General features: G+C 35.9%; 16 protein-coding genes. 9 read left to right on the forward strand and 7 right to left on the reverse strand.

Going from position 1 to position 16,912, the window contains the following annotated elements; all coding sequences use genetic code 11:
- Positions 1–43 precede the first annotated feature (43 nt).
- Complete coding sequence (locus tag ACP8HH_RS08905) at positions 44–940, forward strand: CobW family GTP-binding protein (protein WP_438318830.1); 897 nt, start codon at positions 44–46, stop codon at positions 938–940.
- A gap of 183 nt (positions 941–1,123) precedes the next feature.
- Positions 1,124–1,876, forward strand: coding sequence for a CAP domain-containing protein (locus ACP8HH_RS08910; RefSeq protein WP_438318833.1), 753 nt, complete (start codon positions 1,124–1,126; stop codon positions 1,874–1,876).
- A gap of 278 nt (positions 1,877–2,154) precedes the next feature.
- Here the strand turns inward: ACP8HH_RS08910 and ACP8HH_RS08915 are convergent, their stop codons facing one another.
- From ACP8HH_RS08915 to ACP8HH_RS08930, 4 genes are all read right to left on the reverse strand, one after another.
- Positions 2,155–2,748: a hypothetical protein gene (locus ACP8HH_RS08915; protein ID WP_438318835.1), complete on the reverse strand. Its 594-nt coding sequence runs from the start codon at positions 2,746–2,748 to the stop codon at positions 2,155–2,157.
- Positions 2,749–2,828: 80 nt separating this feature from the next.
- Entirely contained in the window at positions 2,829–2,987 is a 159-nt protein-coding gene (locus tag ACP8HH_RS08920) for a hypothetical protein (RefSeq protein ID WP_438318838.1), read from the reverse strand.
- A 269-nt stretch (positions 2,988–3,256) separates the two neighbouring features.
- Positions 3,257–3,535 (reverse strand): hypothetical protein, encoded by a 279-nt coding sequence (locus ACP8HH_RS08925; RefSeq protein WP_438318841.1) that lies wholly within the window; start codon positions 3,533–3,535, stop codon positions 3,257–3,259.
- Positions 3,536–3,822: 287 nt separating this feature from the next.
- Complete coding sequence (locus ACP8HH_RS08930; protein ID WP_438318844.1) at positions 3,823–5,169, reverse strand: MATE family efflux transporter; 1,347 nt, start codon at positions 5,167–5,169, stop codon at positions 3,823–3,825.
- Between the two features lie 102 nt (positions 5,170–5,271).
- Here ACP8HH_RS08930 and ACP8HH_RS08935 point away from each other — a divergent pair, with 102 nt between their 5' ends.
- The 6 genes from ACP8HH_RS08935 to ACP8HH_RS08960 all read left to right on the forward strand — a co-directional run bounded on the left by ACP8HH_RS08935 (position 5,272) and on the right by ACP8HH_RS08960 (position 13,680).
- The gene (locus ACP8HH_RS08935; protein WP_438318847.1) at positions 5,272–6,345 is read left to right on the forward strand and encodes an undecaprenyldiphospho-muramoylpentapeptide beta-N-acetylglucosaminyltransferase; all 1,074 of its coding nucleotides are present in this window, start codon (positions 5,272–5,274) and stop codon (positions 6,343–6,345) included.
- 184 nt (positions 6,346–6,529) lie between these two features.
- A complete protein-coding gene (locus tag ACP8HH_RS08940; protein ID WP_438318850.1) occupies positions 6,530–9,349 on the forward strand; it encodes a 2-oxoglutarate dehydrogenase E1 component in 2,820 nt (939 codons plus the stop codon).
- A 30-nt stretch (positions 9,350–9,379) separates the two neighbouring features.
- Positions 9,380–10,600: a 2-oxoglutarate dehydrogenase complex dihydrolipoyllysine-residue succinyltransferase gene (odhB, locus tag ACP8HH_RS08945; RefSeq protein ID WP_438318853.1), complete on the forward strand. Its 1,221-nt coding sequence runs from the start codon at positions 9,380–9,382 to the stop codon at positions 10,598–10,600.
- Between the two features lie 61 nt (positions 10,601–10,661).
- Positions 10,662–10,841 carry a DUF6501 family protein gene (locus tag ACP8HH_RS08950; RefSeq protein WP_438319089.1) on the forward strand — a complete coding sequence of 60 codons (180 nt, stop codon included), beginning with the start codon at positions 10,662–10,664 and terminating at the stop codon, positions 10,839–10,841.
- 63 nt (positions 10,842–10,904) lie between these two features.
- Positions 10,905–11,768: an ATP-binding protein gene (locus ACP8HH_RS08955; RefSeq protein WP_438318856.1), complete on the forward strand. Its 864-nt coding sequence runs from the start codon at positions 10,905–10,907 to the stop codon at positions 11,766–11,768.
- A 19-nt stretch (positions 11,769–11,787) separates the two neighbouring features.
- Complete coding sequence (locus ACP8HH_RS08960) at positions 11,788–13,680, forward strand: vWA domain-containing protein (protein ID WP_438319091.1); 1,893 nt, start codon at positions 11,788–11,790, stop codon at positions 13,678–13,680.
- A gap of 18 nt (positions 13,681–13,698) precedes the next feature.
- On the opposite strand, the gene ACP8HH_RS08965 is transcribed toward ACP8HH_RS08960, so the two are convergent.
- On the reverse strand, positions 13,699–14,898 hold the full coding sequence (locus ACP8HH_RS08965) for a toxic anion resistance protein (protein ID WP_438318859.1): 1,200 nt from the start codon (positions 14,896–14,898) through the stop codon (positions 13,699–13,701).
- Complete coding sequence (locus tag ACP8HH_RS08970) at positions 14,885–15,547, reverse strand: 5-bromo-4-chloroindolyl phosphate hydrolysis family protein (RefSeq protein WP_438318862.1); 663 nt, start codon at positions 15,545–15,547, stop codon at positions 14,885–14,887. Before ACP8HH_RS08970 ends, ACP8HH_RS08965 begins: the two co-directional genes overlap by 14 nt.
- 196 nt (positions 15,548–15,743) lie before the next feature.
- On the opposite strand from ACP8HH_RS08970, the gene ACP8HH_RS08975 reads away from it, so the two are divergent.
- Positions 15,744–16,046, forward strand: coding sequence for a DUF1033 family protein (locus tag ACP8HH_RS08975; RefSeq protein WP_438318865.1), 303 nt, complete (start codon positions 15,744–15,746; stop codon positions 16,044–16,046).
- Between the two features lie 143 nt (positions 16,047–16,189).
- On the opposite strand, the gene ACP8HH_RS08980 is transcribed toward ACP8HH_RS08975, so the two are convergent.
- A complete protein-coding gene (locus ACP8HH_RS08980; protein ID WP_438318867.1) occupies positions 16,190–16,858 on the reverse strand; it encodes a hypothetical protein in 669 nt (222 codons plus the stop codon).
- Positions 16,859–16,912: the final 54 nt, after the last annotated feature.

The raw sequence follows: 16,912 nt of genomic DNA on the forward strand, positions 1-16,912 counted from the left end.
TCTAAGCGGATGCTTTTCTTATTATAAAAATGGAGTTGTTTTTATGGTTGATGTATATTTATTCAGCGGTTTTCTTGGAAGTGGAAAAACATCTTTACTGCTAAATGTTATTAGTCAAATTAAAGAATCTGGTAGAAAACCTGCCGTTTTCATGAATGAATTTGGAAGCTTATCCATTGATTCGGACGCTGTTGAAAATGGAGTACCTCTTAAAGAAGTTCTTGACGGCTGCATCTGTTGTACAGGTTCAGAACAAACGGAGGCACAGATACAAAGTTTACTTGAAGAGAACAAAGATATTGACGTTATTTTGATTGAAACAACAGGAGCAGCTCACCCAGTTGAAGCTTTGGACGCAATTTATTCACCCATATTTGCGGACCAACTTAATATACGAGGAATAATCACTGTAGTAGATAGTAAACTTTGGCTTGACAGAGAAAATCTATCTCCACAAATCAGAGCCTTATACATGGAACAAATTCGTCATGCTCACCTTCTTCTAGCAAATAAATCTGATCTACTAACTGAAAGTGAAATGGCTACGGTTTCAATGGAGCTTGCAAACTATAATGAAACAGCACCTGTAGTCCAAACAATTGGTGCTAAGATTGCTTTCTCTTATATAGAAAAAGTACTGCATTCAACCAAGGAAAGATCCGAAAAATCCGTTATATCTGGTAAGGGGCTACCACTTACTTCAAAACTGATAACGTTTACACAATCAGTTTCGCGCGATGATTTTGAAGAGTGGGTCAAAACTTTACCTGAAACAGTTTATAGAATGAAAGGCTACGTTCCATTAGAAGGAACAAAAAATCCACACCTTTTCCAGTATGCATATGGCATGGTCAGCTGGTTGCCTGAATATATAAAAATGACTCCCAGACTCGTAATCATTGGTGAAGGAATTGACTCAATTCAGTATGAATATAAGTGATTTTGTGTAGTGTCAACCCCTTTTGAAATGTAATAAGTACAAGTAAGTCCAAAACTAACCAATCATTTCAAGTACAAACATTGATGTACAGTCATTTATGGTCCCAATGGTTTTATTGGAAAAGTTAACCGACTTTCGAACTCTCAAACGCGTTATGATAGATTGCGAAGGGAGAGATGAGAAATGAAAAAGTCAATCGCAGCAGTTTTAATTGGGTCAGCATTATTATTATCGAACAATAGTGCAGAGGCTTCTTACAAAAACAATGAGGTTCAGTTCCATAAAGTAGAAAACATCCAATACGTAGGATGGGGCTTTAAGCAATTCTACTTCTTCAATTCAAATCTCGACAATATGGATTACAGCGGGTATCAAAATAACTGGGTTAACAAATATAATGTGAATACAGAGGCTGTACCAACACCTCCCAAAGAGCCTGTAAAGAAAGAAACACCTGCTCCTGTTATTCCCAAGGCAGCACCTGCACCGGCTCCAGTAGAAAAACCAGTACCAACACCTACTGAAAAACCAACGCAGGAAACAGTCACGAATAATTCAATCTCGGCAATTGAAAACGCAGTTCTTAGTTTAACGAATATTGAACGTAAAAATGCAGGTTTATCCGCATTGCAAGTAGATAGTAAATTAATGAATTCTGCACGTCAAAAGTCTACGGATATGGCAACGAAAAATTACTTTTCACATACAAGCCCAACTTATGGATCACCATTTGATCAAATGAAAGCAAATGGGGTCACATACAAGTCAGCAGCAGAAAACATTGCAGCAGGGCAAGTATCGGCAGAAGAAGTTGTTAAAGCTTGGATGGAATCACCAGGACACCGACAAAATATATTAACAGCCGATTTCACACATATCGGTATTGGTTTCGATCAGAACGGAAACTATTGGACACAACAGTTTATTTCAAAATAAGAGTTTGAAAAAGAGCTATCCTGATTATTACTAACCCGTTCAGTTGAGTGATACAAAAAAACAAATTAAACACCAAAACGAGTCCTAATTCGCATATGAATTAGGACTCTTTTCTTTACCTTCAAATCAACCTTTATAGATAAAATAGCACTGTTTTAGATGTGTTATTGGTAACTCAATTAAAGAAACGAAATCTTTCATAAATACATTGAAATTTATCTAAGTGGCTAACTTAATATTGCAATTTAGTAGTCTTTTAAGAGTGCATTTATTGAATGTTATTTTTTATATTTATTTCTAGCCTCTTTAAAAAATGATTCTGCGGTTATTATAGTTTCGCTGGTATAGTTTACATTTGAAATTTCTTGATGAATTTCAGTTTCCTCAGAACTAAAAGGTACTTTCCCAAAAAGAACACCCTGTATTATAAACATTCCTTCATTTTCTGTAAGAAATAATAAATACTCATCTTCATTATTCATATTCATGTATCCGCCATAATTATAATGTTCATTTTCAGTATGAAAAGAGTGTTCTAATACAGGTATATTTTTATTTATTGCTATTCTTTTATTTTGTTCACTATTTTTAAATACATCGGTAATTTCAAAATTAGATTCAGTATAACCATCGGGGTCCCCATATTCGTAATTCATTATTATATTTTTTTCTTCTTTTTTTATACCCTTTATAATAATAGGTGTACTATTATCTATTTCTTCAAAGGATTCGAAACCTTTAATCTTAGTATCAATAATATTACTTTTTAGCTCTTTATCAGCTACTTCAGAATTAGAAATCGGATTACAGCCTACTAAAGCAATAAAAATAACAATTATACTCGATAGTTTGCCTACAATACCTTTTTGCATAACATCCACCCCTTCATTAATATTACTTATTAGCAAATCCTTTATACTTATTGGATGAAAAGTGCCAATTATTCGATAAGTTACGGATATCTAGTAGCTAATCCATTATAATCATCGGTTAAAAGAATGTACATGTTGTTAAAGCCAAATCCTCTCATGACAGAATATGGTTCATTGAATTTCTGTGTATGATTCAGTCCAAATGCGTGCGCTACTTCAAGAAGTACTGTTTCTCTCATTTGTGTTGGAGTTAAACCTCTCCATGTACTATAAAAGTATAATTCACTTTGTCCATTAACACGACGATGCGTTCGGAAAGGTCTTGAACACTTATTTATCCTTCATTTACATGCCTTGCCTCACTTCACTTTCCCTGACCTTACCACTCTATACAGAGTATTCAATATTAATAGACTTATTTCAAGAATTCATTGAATTAATTTACGGAAGGCATTTATTATATTTAAGGGTCTTATCAGTCTCCACCATAAAAGACATACACGAAAAATTAACAGATCGATTGCAACATGATAAAGGTCGATTTAAAACAGAGGGAAATCATATTAGGAACAGAGTCTAATAAATCATCTTCTGAAGTCGCTTGTAAACGGTAATCTAAATTTCCGATTAATTGGTCATTAATTGTGGCACTTGCTCGGGGGAAGCAGTAGTGAACCGCAACAAACTTTTCAATATCTTTTTCATCGGGAAACTCTATTATTTGAAGTTCACCTAGACAGTGAAATAAGATAATGACATAGCCTTCACAAGCTTTATCCGAAACCAAACTTTGGTGCCTTCTGATGAATTATCTTTATAGTTTTTTCTGGAATACTTCGATATACATATAAAAAAAAGCACTGCTAAAAGCAATGCTAATTTGTTAATTTTGAGTTATTTGTATTGATATTTGCGGTGTTAGTTAAAGTTTTGTAACACTTAAGTGAACGGGTTATGATTATTATTACAGGGTAGCTCTTTTTTAAATATATAATAATAAACACATATTAATATTATGTAAACTAAATAATGAAATATAAACCTTGCACCCTAAATAGAGCTGCAAGGTTTTCTTTACACAAATTTCTTTTTCTGAATATATAAAAGCCTGACGGTTAGTGTAATGGCTCCAATTGTTAAACCCGTAATAAGTCCAACCCAATAACCATATGGGCCCAGATTTGTATACGTGGCCATTAAATAGCCGATAGGTAAACCAAGTACCCAGAAAGAAACAATTGCCATTATAAACGTCATATTAACATCTTTATAGCCTCGAAGCGCACCTTGTACAGGTGCTTGGACAGCGTCTGATAGCTGGAATAAAGCTGCAAAAAATAGAAATTGAATGGCTAATTTAATGATTTGATCATCCATCGTATAAAGCGAAGCAATCGGTTCTCTGAAAATTAATAAAATAGCAATTGATACGAAACTAAATGAGATAGCCAGTCCGACACTTAGGAAACTATATTGTTTAGCATCACGCATTTGACCTGAACCAACTGCTTGGCCAACTAAAATGGTGGCACCCATGGAAATAGCAAGTGGTATCATATATAGTAAAGACGTAAAATTTAATGCGATTTGATGTGCCGAGATGACTGCTGTTGAATAATTACTCATCAACAGTGTGACCGCGGAAAAAATACTTGTCTCAACAAAAATGGAACTTCCAATAGGTACTCCAATTAATAATATTTCTTTCCATCTTCTAAATGATATCTTTTCCCATTGTTTAAATAACTTGAAATTAGAAAATGGCATTCGTCTCCAAGCAATTGCACATGCAATCATAAAAACAAGCCAATAAGTGATTCCTGAAGCGTAGCCCGCACCTGCACCGCCAAGTTCTGGAAAGCCCCAGTTCCCATAGATGAGTAGATAGTTAATAAAGACGTTTATTGGGGCGGATAATAATATGATCACCATAGAGACTCGTGTAGCACCAAGTGCATCAAAAAACGAGCGAAGGACTGTGTAAGCAAATAAGGGAATTAAACCAAGACTCATTCCTTTTAAATAGGCTCCTGCAACTACACGAACTTCATGTTCTAGTGGCATCATAACGAGGATCGGCGCGACTGCAAATCGTATGATTAAAAAAATTACGACAGCCAAAACAATTGAAACATAAAGACCTTGCTGAACGGAAGGCCGAACTTCTTCTTTCCTTCGGGCACCAATTTGATGTGCAATGATTGGAGTAAGTCCCATTAAAATCCCGGCAAGCCCTGTGTAGACTGGAACCCAAAAAGAAGATCCAATTGTTACACCCGCAAGATGGTATGTATCGTAGCGTCCAGTCATAAGTATATCGAAGAAGGTAACTAAATAGAGTGCAACTTGAGTAATGAGAATAGGCATAACAATTTTCGCCATAATAACAGACTTTTTACGTATTGGTATTGAACTTTCCATAAAAATCACCCTCTACAAAACATTTAAATTCCATTGTAGCACGGTTCTTTTGCTATAATAGATAAGGATAGACCATTTTCAAAATAAAAGAGGTGAAAAGCCATGAAACGGCCGGTTATTTTATTAACAGGGGGCGGCACTGCCGGGCATGTCTCGGTTAATGAAGCACTGATTCCAGTATTGGATGATAGAGGATATGAGATTCATTATATTGGGTCCTATGAAGGAATTGAAAAAGAGTTGATTGGCGATGGACATCCAGAAGTTGTTTATCACCCCATTCAAAGCGGGAAGTTTAGACGTTATTTTTCTTTGAAAAACTTTACTGACCCATTTAAGGTCGGCGCAGGAATTATACAAGCAATGTCTATTATAAAAAAAGCATCTCCTGAACTTATATTTTCAAAAGGAGGCTTTGTTTCGGTACCGGTTGTTCTAGCAGCAAAAATGCTTAAAGTGCCCGTTGTTATACATGAATCAGATGTAACTCCAGGACTTGCCAACAAACTTGCATTGCCATTTTCTAAACATATTTTCACGGTATTTGAACAAACTTTAAATTATGTTACTAAGGGAAAAGCAACGTGTTCAGGACCTATAATACGACCTGAACTATTTAATGGAGTTAAGAAGGACGGATTAAGAATTGCCGGGATGTCAGGCGAGAAACCAGTTTTGATAATTATGGGTGGGAGTCAGGGTTCAGCTATTTTAAATGAAGCTACTCGTGAAGATTTAAACACTATTATGAAAACTTTTGATGTTATTCACTTATGTGGAAAAGGTAATTTAGATGAGGAACTAGAAAGCATTTCGGGTTATACACAATTCGAATATGTAACAGAAGGCTTACCTCACTTGTTAGCAGCTGCAGATTATGCAGTTTCAAGAGCAGGCTCAAACGCAATCTTTGAATTATTGGCATTAAGGAAACCAATGCTGCTTATTCCACTAACTGCTGCAAAAAGTCGGGGAGACCAAATTTTAAATGCATCCCACTTCAAATCATTGGGGTTTGCCGAAGTTATCAATGAAGAAGACTTATTACAACATTCTCTATCAATCCAGCTTAATCAGTTAATAGATAATAAAGATCTATTAATAAAAAAAATGCATGAAACAACTTTACCAAAGACACCTGAACAAATGGTTGAGTTGATTATGAACTATAAATAAATTGGTCTGAATTCTTTATGAGTTATAATAAAAGACCTATGAAAACGATTGCATTGCTATTATTAGCAAAAATGTTTGCTAGTTCATGCGAAACCCTTTAAGTTCTAGTTGTAGCGTGGTAAAATTAATAAGATAAAAAATATAAACACTTTATGCCAACAGGCAAATGTGGAGGTCATTGGACATGTCGAAAAGTTTAGATATTCATCGTTCACCATATGCTTCTTTTTCTGGGCCTAACCTTGGATATATAATGGAAATGTACGAATTGTTTAAATCATCACCTGAATTAGTAGACGTAGAACTAGTGGAAATGTTCAACAAGTACGGCGCACCTGAAATGGTTGTTGAAACTTCAGAACAATCTTCAAAAGTTGGAACTCCTGATCCTAGTGAGTTGGGTAAAGTATTATCTGCTTACAAATTATTAGATGCTATACGCACATACGGACATCTTGCATCTAATATTTATCCACTAAACGATGTACCAAAAGATTCATCACGCCTGGAACTTTCTTATTACGGTTTATCAGAAAATGATTTACGGAAAATGCCAGCAAATCTATTCTTCGACGTTGTTCCAGATAATGTTGATAATGGACTAAGTGCTGTGCATTATTTGAAATCCTTATATACAGGTAAAATTGCTTTTGAATTTTCACATATAATAGATGAAGAGGAACGGAATTGGATTCAAAACCAAGTTGAAACAGGTCAAGTTTCAGTAAATCTTTCTTCCGATGATAAAAAGCTTCTCTTAGAAAGACTTACAAAAATTGAAGGATTTGAAAAGTACATACACCGCACATTTGTTGGTGCAAAACGTTTTTCAATTGAAGGTCTAGATACGCTTGTAGTCTTCCTTGATGAACTTATTCGTCATTCAGAAGAGGAGAAGACGAGCAAGGTGCTTATAGGTATGGCTCACCGTGGTCGTTTGAATGTGCTAACGCATATTTTAAAGAAGCCTTATGAAATGATGTTTGCCCAATTTGCGAACGTTTCTGAAGAACCATTTCTACCAACTGACGGTTCAGTTGAAACGACTAGAGGTTGGTTTGGAGATGTAAAATACCATATGGGAGCTGCCTATAAAGGCGAAACTGGAATGAAGCGTTTCTTAGCTTATAACCCATCCCACTTAGAAGTAGTCAATTCAGTTGTTACTGGCCAAACTAGGGCAGCTCAAGAAGTTACAGATAAACCCGGTTTACCAAGCCAAGATATGAATGCCGCATATGCAGTATTAATTCATGGAGATGCAGCGTTTCCTGGGCAAGGAATTGTTCCCGAAACATTTAACTATAGTCGTGTACCTGGATTTAAAACAGGCGGATCTATTCATATTATCGCGAACAATATGATTGGTTTTACAACAGAACAAATTGATTCAAGATCGACACACTATTCTTCAGACCCAGCAAAAGGTTTTGAAGTACCTGTTTTACATGTAAATGCGGATTGTCCAGAATCTGTTATTGCTACAGCTGCTTTCGCTTTTGAATACCGCAAGAAATTCGGTAAAGATATAGTGATTGACCTTATCGGTTATAGAAGATATGGGCATAACGAAATGGATGAGCCACTAGTTACAAATCCAATAATGTACCATGATGTTCATAAGCATTCCACAGTACGTGAGCTTTATGGAAATACACTGATTGCAGAGAACATTCTTAGTGAAACCGAAGTAGACGAGGTAGATTCAAGAATTTATAAAGAAATGCAATCTGCACATGATGTTGTCAGAGCATATTCCGACTCAAAAGCAAAGCGAGAAGTAAGTAACATCGCTCCAGAAGGAGTACTTGCAGGCTATCCTGTAGTTGAAACTGGGGTTGAAGAAAACACGTTACTTACTATCAATAACGAGCTGTTATCATACCCAGAAGAATTTAGTGTCTTTAATAGATTGATTAAAATTTTAAAAAGACGTGAAGAACCATTTAAAGGTAAAGGGAAAATTGACTGGGCACATGCAGAAACTTTAGCTTTTGGTTCTATTTTACAAGATGGAAACCCAATTCGCTTAACAGGTCAAGATGTTCAACGTGGTACTTTTGCCCATCGTCATCTTGTACTTCACGATGAAAAGACAGGAAATACATTCACTCCTTTACATCATATTAGCGGATCAAAAGCATCGTTTTCAGCACACAATAGCCCTCTTTCCGAGGCAGCAATTGTTGGTTATGAATTCGGCTATAATCTCGAAGACCAAAAAGCACTTACAATTTGGGAAGCACAATATGGTGATTTCTCAAACATGGCACAAGTCATGTTTGATCAATTTGTTTCGTCAAGTCGTGCGAAATGGGGACAAAAGTCCGGACTCGTGCTTTTATTGCCACATGCTTATGAAGGTCAAGGTCCAGAGCATTCAAGTGCAAGACTCGAGCGATATTTACAATTATGTGCAGAAAACAACTGGACAGTAGCTAATCTTTCAAGTTCAGCAAACTACTTCCATATTTTGCGCCGACAAGCAAAAATGCTTGGTGAAGATGCAATGCGTCCACTCGTAATTGTGACACCCAAATCACTTTTACGTCATCCACTAGTTGGTGCCGATGTTAGTGATTTAACTGAAGGATCGTTCCAAACTGTACTTGAACAACCTGGTACAGGTACTACACCAGAAAAAGTTGAGCGTATTTTGTTTGCAAGTGGTAAAATGGCAATTGATTTAGCAGAACAAGTAAAAGACGGGGAAGGCTTCGATCACTTGCATATTGTTCGTGTAGAGCAGCTCTATCCATTCCCTTCTGAAAAGATTAAAAATATCGTTTCACGTTATCCAAAGGCAAAAGATCTCATTTGGGTACAAGAAGAACCTAAAAACATGGGATCTTGGTCGTATGCAACTCCATATATGAATGAAATCGCTGGGAAGAAAAAAGTTAGTTATATCGGACGTGACCACCGATCAAGTCCATCTGAAGGTGACGGCGCTTCACATGCAATTGAACAAAAACGAATTATTAATTTAGCTTTAAACCGTTAAGAACGGTAAGACTTAGAGGAGGAATTTATAGTGGCAGAAATTATCGTACCAGAACTTGCAGAATCAATTACAGAAGGAACAATTTCACAGTGGTTGAAACAACCGGGTGATACTGTAGAACGTGGAGAATTTATTGTTGAGCTTGAAACCGATAAAGTAAACGTAGAAATCATTTCCGAAGAAGCAGGTATTGTACAACAACATCTTGCGGCTGAAGGAGATACAGTTGAAGTAGGACAAGTAATTGCAATTGTGGGTGCAGATTCAGGGTCAGCTACACCAGCAGCGCCTGCTGCCGTAACTAAAGAAGAGGCTGTCGCAGTTGCACCAACATCAGCACCAGTGGTTGATGAAACAAATGATTCAGAACGCACTATAGCAAGTCCAGCTGCCCGCAAACTGGCTCGTGAAAAAGGTATTGACCTTGCAGCGATATCACCAGTTGATCCAATGGGTCGCGTAAGAGTGCAAGACGTTGAAGCACATGCATCAGCTCCAAAAGCACAGCCAGCAGTAAAATCAGCAGCGCCAGTTGTAGCAGCACAAGATGATGGTCGGGTAACACGTGAAAAAATGACGCGTCGCCGTCAAACAATCGCAAAACGTCTACTTGAGGTAAGACAGTCGACAGCGATGCTTACGACATTTAACGAAATTGATATGACAAATGTGATGGCCCTTCGTTCACGTAAAAAAGATCAGTTTTTCGAGCAAAATGACGTTCGACTTGGCTTTATGTCATTCTTTACAAAGGCTGTTGTAGCAGCACTTAAAAAATATCCTTATGTCAACTCGGAAATCGATGGCGATGAAATTCTTCTAAAGAACTTCTATGATATCGGTGTTGCTATATCGACAGATGGCGGGCTTGTAGTACCAAACGTGATTGATGCCGACCGTAAAAACTTTGCTGAAATTGAAGCATCTATCGTGGATCTTGCGAAAAAAGCTCGCGATAACAAGCTTACAATTGCAGATATGACTGGCGGTTCTTTCACAATTACAAACGGCGGTGTGTTCGGTTCATTGATGTCCACACCTATTATGAACGGAGCACAAGTTGGAATTCTTGGCATGCACACAATCCAAAGACGTCCGATTGCCGTTGGAGATAATGTAGAAATTCGTCCGATGATGTACGTGGCACTTTCTTATGATCACCGTGTTATCGATGGAAAAGATTCTGTTGGTTTCTTGAAAATGGTAAAAGAATTGCTTGAAAATCCAGAAGACCTTCTTTTAGGATCTTAATAGTTAGATATCGATTTGTATTAAAAGAAAGGTGTGATGTATAGTGAATTTTCAAGACTGGATGTCTTCACCGACACTTCGTGTTGTTACTTGCAACCACTCAGATGCGCAGAAGTATGTCGTAAATAATATGCTAACACCTGGAAAAGAATATGATGTTAAAAACGAAACTGAAGAGTTTATATTCATCATTGATAATTCTGGAAAAGTTGGCGGATATTACAAAACGTATTTCGAATAAAAAATGCCTGATGTCCGCTTTACAGCGGTGCATCGGGCATTTTTACTAAGGAGGAAATGAAATTTGAATACCTATGTAGAAAATGAACAACAACTACGCACACAAAAAGAACATGAATCCATTTATCAAATGCTCATACAGGATGGGGGATATGTTTCACCAAATGAATATTTATGGGATGATGTGTTAATTAGCATTGTACTTAAAAAACCAGTTTTATTAAAAGGACCAACAGGATCAGGTAAAACAAAATTAGCACAATCTGTTTCGGAGTTTTTTAACCAGCCAATGCACAGTGTAAATTGCTCTGTAGATCTTGATGCTGAATCTCTTTTAGGCTTTAAAACAATTATTCAAAAGGACGGCGTAACAACAATCGATTTTGTAGAGGGCCCAGTTGTCCAAGCAATGAAGAAGGGACATATATTGTATATTGATGAAATTAATATGGCCAAATCAGAGACTTTACCAATTCTACATAGTGTTCTAGACCATCGGCGCGTTTTAACAAATCCTTTTACTAACGAAGTTATTATTGCACACGAGGATTTTACAGTAATATCTGCAATAAACGAAGGTTATGTGGGAACATCACCAATGAATGAGGCATTGAAAAACCGATTCGTGTCTTTTACAATCCCGTATTTATCTGGTATTGAATTAAAAAAGGTTGTTCTGAATGAATATCCTAACACCTCCGAACAACTCATAGATACAATTCTAAACATTGGGGAAGATTTGCGAAAACAAGTGGTAAATGGATTATTGTCAGACGATGCCGCATCCGTTCGGAGTCTACTGGACGCCATTGGGCTAGCTGAACATATGCCAGTGGGACGTGCAATTCAATACACAATTTCCGAGAAACTTGACGATGGAATAGAACGTAGGCTCGTAATGGAATTAGTAGATACTTGGGTGAAATGAGGAGAACGTATACGTGAAAATGAATCGATTTATTCAATTCAATGATGAAACAGTTGATGCGAAAACATTGTTATTATACGAGCGTCTTGGCCGTGCACTTTCAAATACTACTTACCTTGAATTAACCGAGCGTAAACTTCTTGAATACAGACCAAAAGAAGGCATTATATCAATGAGCGTATTTTGGCGACATCGATCAAAGGGTATTATTCATTATGGACGTTTGTCCGATATTTATCTTTTAACAATTGGTTTTTGGAAATATTTTGATATTCGTACTTGGAATACTTTCGAAAATAAAAACCAATTACATCCTTTACGGAAATTTATTGGTGAAACACTACTTCTACTAGAAGAGTTTCGATTAATCGACTTAATTATTAAAGAACGCCCAGGAACTATCACAGCATTTGAAACTAGAAAAGAAGCATACGTCTCTTTTCATCGAAGTAGCATTTCTTCCAATATGCAAAAAGGTTTTCTTGCGGATGCCTTACTAAATGAATTGTATATCACTTTACACGAAGGAATATTTCATGAATCACATATTGATTGGGGTCCTATTCAGTTCAATCTCATTCAAACAATTCTTCAGTCTGCATATGATTCGAAAAGTACGAAAGACAATACACATATTGCAAATCGAATTGGACGTATAGTAGAACAATCTATTCATTCAGATTTAGTGAATCAATATTATTCGATAGGCGCTTCATTAGTAGATGAAACCATTCAATTTAACTATCATCAAGGATTAGGTGATGCGGATAAAGGGGAAGACGCACGTAAGGAAACAATAGAGGAAGTATTTCGTTCCTGGCATGAGGAGAACGAAGATGAATCTGGTGTCCATCTTGAATTCGAACTAGAACATGGACGTTCTGGAAAAACAGATGGGTCTAATGCCACTGAAGGCAATGAAGACGCAGAGATAGAGGAGACCGGTGAAGGATATTCAGAGGGAAATGAAAGCAAAAACTTGTCAGATGAGGAACATGAGAAAAATGAAAATACCAACGTGCAAATGAAAGCGGGTAAATCCTTTGGAAGTGAACATATGAATGTTGTTTATGAAGAACAACGTGTTCAAGTTTTAGATACTTATGAGAATCGAACGAAGCTTGCTATTTGGCGTGAGGATCAAAAACCATATGTTCGATCCATAGTTGAGGAAATGAAAAAAAGAATTCATTTTAAAGAAGAAACAAAACGAGAAGGATTAATGAAAGGCAGACTATCCAATAAATTAATAACACTCTTAGTAGACGAACGACCAAAACCATTTTATAAAAAAAATGCACCTTCTACTCAGTTAGATGCAGTATTTGGGTTACTTGTAGATGGTTCAGCATCAATGTTTGATAAATTAGATGAAACAAAACATGCAGTTCTTTTATTTCATGATATTCTTCGCACTTTAGGGATACAGCATGAGATTTCATCGTATTATGAGGATGCAAATCATGCTACTTCGCAAGTTCAACCAAATGTTTTCAATCAGATGCATACATTTGTGGATAATAAACAGGATAATGGATTGTCGATTCTATCATTTGAAACAAATGAAGACAATCGAGATGGGTTTGCCATTCGTTGGATGGCTGAAAAGCTATATCAAAGACGTGAAAAACATAAGTTTTTACTCGTATTTTCGGATGGGGAACCATCGGCTTTTGGATATGATCGTAATGGAATAATAGATACGGCCGAAGCTGTAATGGAAACAGAGAAAAAAGGTATTTCCGTAATTCACTTATTTCTCTCTTCGGAAGAACCAACAGAAGAACAAATAGCACTATTTACAATGATGTTTGGCCATAAAACAGCATCATCAAATTCAGTGGAAAACTTTTCTGATCAGACACTTCGTATACTAAGAAAATTGTTAGCTATAGTTGCACGCACAAGCTAAAAAAAACACAAAATCGCCTTATGAAGGGCGATTTTGTGTTTTATCGTGTACTGCGAGTAATCGCTGTTTAAGTTCTTCTTCCATTTGTCCGATTTCTATTTCTGCTGCTTTACGTTTAGCACGACCATCAGCTTGAATGAGCAGCGTTTCTTCAATCGTTTGGATGAGATTTTCTTGCGTTTTCTTCAATGTCTCAATTTCAATAATTCCGCGTTCATTTTCTTTTGCCGTTTCGATTGTGTTTATTTTCAACATCTCTGAATTTTTCAGAAGTAAATCATTGGTTGTTTTCGTTACGAGTTTCTGTGACTCTACAGCTTTCATTTGTCGATTCAATGTTAATGCAATCGCAATCTGATTTTTCCATAATGGAATGGATGTCATAATAGATGATTGAATTTTTTCAGCAAGCGTTTGATTTGTCTGTTGTATCATACGTATTTGTGGGGCGCTTTGAATCGTTATTTGGCGTGATAATTGTAAATCATATAGACGTTTTTCGAGTCGATCAAGAAATTGCGCCATGTCGTTTACTTCTTGGAATGCCATTTGATCATTAGACAGTTCTGCTTCTCGTCGCATTTCAGGAATAAGTTCAAATGAAATTTCATCACGTTTAATTTCAGCTGCTGCAATATATACATTGAGTGCCTGAAAATATGTTTTATTTTGTTCATAAAGGCTGTCTAACATTTTCACATCGTCTAGAAGGCCTCTTTTTGAATGTTCAAGCTGAACGCCAATTCTATCTATTTGCGTGCTTAATTTTTGGTATTTTGTCATCATTTCTTGTATGGATTTCGATACTTTACCAAACAATCTACTAAGACCAGTTTTTTTCTTTTCACTTAAATCATCAGGATCTATCTCAGACAGTTTGTCCATAAGGTCTTTTAAGACATCACCAACGGGTCCAATGTCTTGGCTTTGAACATGGTCAAGCATTTTGTGGGAGAAGCGTGAGAGTTCGCCCTGAGCGTTTGCACCATAGGTAATAATCGCCTCATAGTTACCAACGGGTATTTGCTTTGCAAGTTCAATCGCTTTTTCTCGTTCCTCAGGTGTTAGACGATCAATTAATTTTACGGCTGTATTACCTACCTTGTTATTTACAGTTTGCATTTCTTTTGATAAAAGAGGTTCTTTTATGTCAAATGGATTATCTAGTAAATCATCAAATGATTTTACATCTGTCGTAACTGGATTAGTTTCTGTCATTATATTTATCTCCTTTCATTTTCAAAACAGGTTTATCTCGCTTCATTGTTATACCTACAAAATCAATTTCCATCTGCAGTTTTTCCAAATCAGATGAAAGAACATTACGCAAATCTTGTTCTAATTGCTTATTTACATCAACAAGCGTTTCACGTGTATTTTGCAAAGTAATTTTCAAATCTTTATCTTTTAAAGGCTGGTTAACAAGCATTGAATATTTGGATGTTAACTCTACCGCTGAATCAAGATGCGCATAGAAAAACTTTTCTACATAGTAAAACTTTTTAGGGTTCGTTTTAACAATACCTAAAATTTTCCTAGATATTGTGTTGATTTCGTGAAGTTGTCGAAATGCCTGTACAGACCTCACTTTACCATAAAAACTATTTAATTGTTTAACTTTAAAACGAGCACTTGTTAATTGGCTTTTAATATGTTTATATTCGGAACGAGTCATACCTAAGTGTTTCAAATTAGATGATAGTTGAATTTGTTTGATTGAAAAAGTACTTCCAAGATATAGTACTATTAATAGGCCAGTTGCCGGAAAGATATTCATACCAATACCAAAGAGCAGGTAAAGCCATGAACCAAAGCTAATGGGAGCCGCTATAAAGTTCCTTATAAAGAATTGTTGAATTTCCTTCATGGGTAGACCTCCTTAACCATATATATTTAATACGTTTGAAAGTATATAAGGTTTCACTTCATCATACTAATTATACATTAAAGTGAGCTCATACACATTACATTAGATTGTTGAAGAGGGCATTTAAGTGGACAATGTGTATCTATTTGCTAAAATTGACTAATATTCAGCTGAAATCATCTAAGGGGGACTTAAATTGTATGAATTAATATATATGAAAGCTGAATTTGAGCCTTGGTGGATGTTCGAAGACTGGGAAGATACCATTATTACTCGAAAAACAAATATAGATATTAATGAAGCTAAAGAACAATTGAGAGAGTTTATAGTAAAATTTCGCGAAAAACATGAATTTGAAGCAGTAAAGAATGAATGTTTTTATGCATTTTGGTCTGTTAATGAACAAGCATTTTGTGAAGCATGTGATGATAATTTGCAAATTTACCATGGTGTATTTATTTTAAAAGATGGTCAGCCAGTGAAATCGATAATTATGTAAAATCAGATCGGTGTTACTTGAACTCTTTAAAAATGTCTTTATTTATTAATTCTCATCCATAGAAAATACCGTAGAATGTTATTAAGCGTTAATTTTTACCCACATAAAAAAAGACTTCTACTAGAAGCCTCTTTTTATGTGCTCTATTCACCTAAGGCTTCCAATGTCGAAGTAACAGTTACGGTTTTACCATCCCCAGTTTCCATTACAGCTTCACGTTTTATTTCTCCTATTCCAGCAGCAAAATATTTTCGATTTACTGCTTTCTTAACTTTTTCTTCAATTACAAAAACATTGTCATACTTTTGGTAAGGCGTCTCAATCGTTAAATCTGTTTCAACAACTGTCCAATTTTCAAATACACTTCCTAATGTAAATGGCTTTTGTAAATAAATACTTGATGATTTCATAGAATCCAACTCTTGCAGGGAAGGGAAATTCTTTTCAACAATACCAATAATGTTGGAATCAATAATATCAATACGGTCTTTCTCAACTCTAAAGATTTTCCGAATAATTGTACCTCCATTATCTTCGAATATAACGAAATAATTTTTATGAGGTTGCGCTACTTCAATATGGTACTCAGCAAATTCATTCCCTTCACCTTTAAAAAATAATTTAGATCCGTCTGGTGGGAAATATTCTCGCATAGATTCAATTGGTTCAACACTACTTTCATCTTCTTTACCATTTAAATCTTTATTTCCTTCGCCTCCAGCAGGATTTTCATTTGTTTTTTGACCTTGTGTACACCCCGTAAACACGAAAAACACTGCAAGAAGTACTATGAAAAGATTTACTTTCCGCATTGAAATCTCTCCTCTCATTATGGTTATGCCCAAGAATGAGATAATCATGCTTAT

Source organism: Sporosarcina sp. FA9 (genome assembly GCF_051550205.1).
Lineage (GTDB): Bacteria > Bacillota > Bacilli > Bacillales_A > Planococcaceae > Sporosarcina.

What these genes read in the sequence shown, in the direction of transcription:
- ACP8HH_RS08935 (WP_438318847.1), top strand. Translation starts at nt 5,272, where the DNA reads ATGAAACGGCCGGTTATTTTATTAACAGGGGGCGGCACTGCCGGGCAT.
- ACP8HH_RS08940 (WP_438318850.1), top strand. Translation starts at nt 6,530, where the DNA reads ATGTCGAAAAGTTTAGATATTCATCGTTCACCATATGCTTCTTTTTCT.
- ACP8HH_RS08950 (WP_438319089.1), top strand. Translation starts at nt 10,662, where the DNA reads ATGTCTTCACCGACACTTCGTGTTGTTACTTGCAACCACTCAGATGCG.
- ACP8HH_RS08970 (WP_438318862.1), bottom strand. Translation starts at nt 15,547, where the DNA reads ATGAAGGAAATTCAACAATTCTTTATAAGGAACTTTATAGCGGCTCCC.
- ACP8HH_RS08910 (WP_438318833.1), top strand. Translation starts at nt 1,124, where the DNA reads ATGAAAAAGTCAATCGCAGCAGTTTTAATTGGGTCAGCATTATTATTA.
- ACP8HH_RS08965 (WP_438318859.1), bottom strand. Translation starts at nt 14,898, where the DNA reads ATGACAGAAACTAATCCAGTTACGACAGATGTAAAATCATTTGATGAT.
- ACP8HH_RS08915 (WP_438318835.1), bottom strand. Translation starts at nt 2,748, where the DNA reads ATGCAAAAAGGTATTGTAGGCAAACTATCGAGTATAATTGTTATTTTT.
- ACP8HH_RS08905 (WP_438318830.1), top strand. Translation starts at nt 44, where the DNA reads ATGGTTGATGTATATTTATTCAGCGGTTTTCTTGGAAGTGGAAAAACA.
- ACP8HH_RS08920 (WP_438318838.1), bottom strand. Translation starts at nt 2,987, where the DNA reads ATGAGAGAAACAGTACTTCTTGAAGTAGCGCACGCATTTGGACTGAAT.
- ACP8HH_RS08930 (WP_438318844.1), bottom strand. Translation starts at nt 5,169, where the DNA reads ATGGAAAGTTCAATACCAATACGTAAAAAGTCTGTTATTATGGCGAAA.
- ACP8HH_RS08980 (WP_438318867.1), bottom strand. Translation starts at nt 16,858, where the DNA reads ATGCGGAAAGTAAATCTTTTCATAGTACTTCTTGCAGTGTTTTTCGTG.
- ACP8HH_RS08960 (WP_438319091.1), top strand. Translation starts at nt 11,788, where the DNA reads ATGAATCGATTTATTCAATTCAATGATGAAACAGTTGATGCGAAAACA.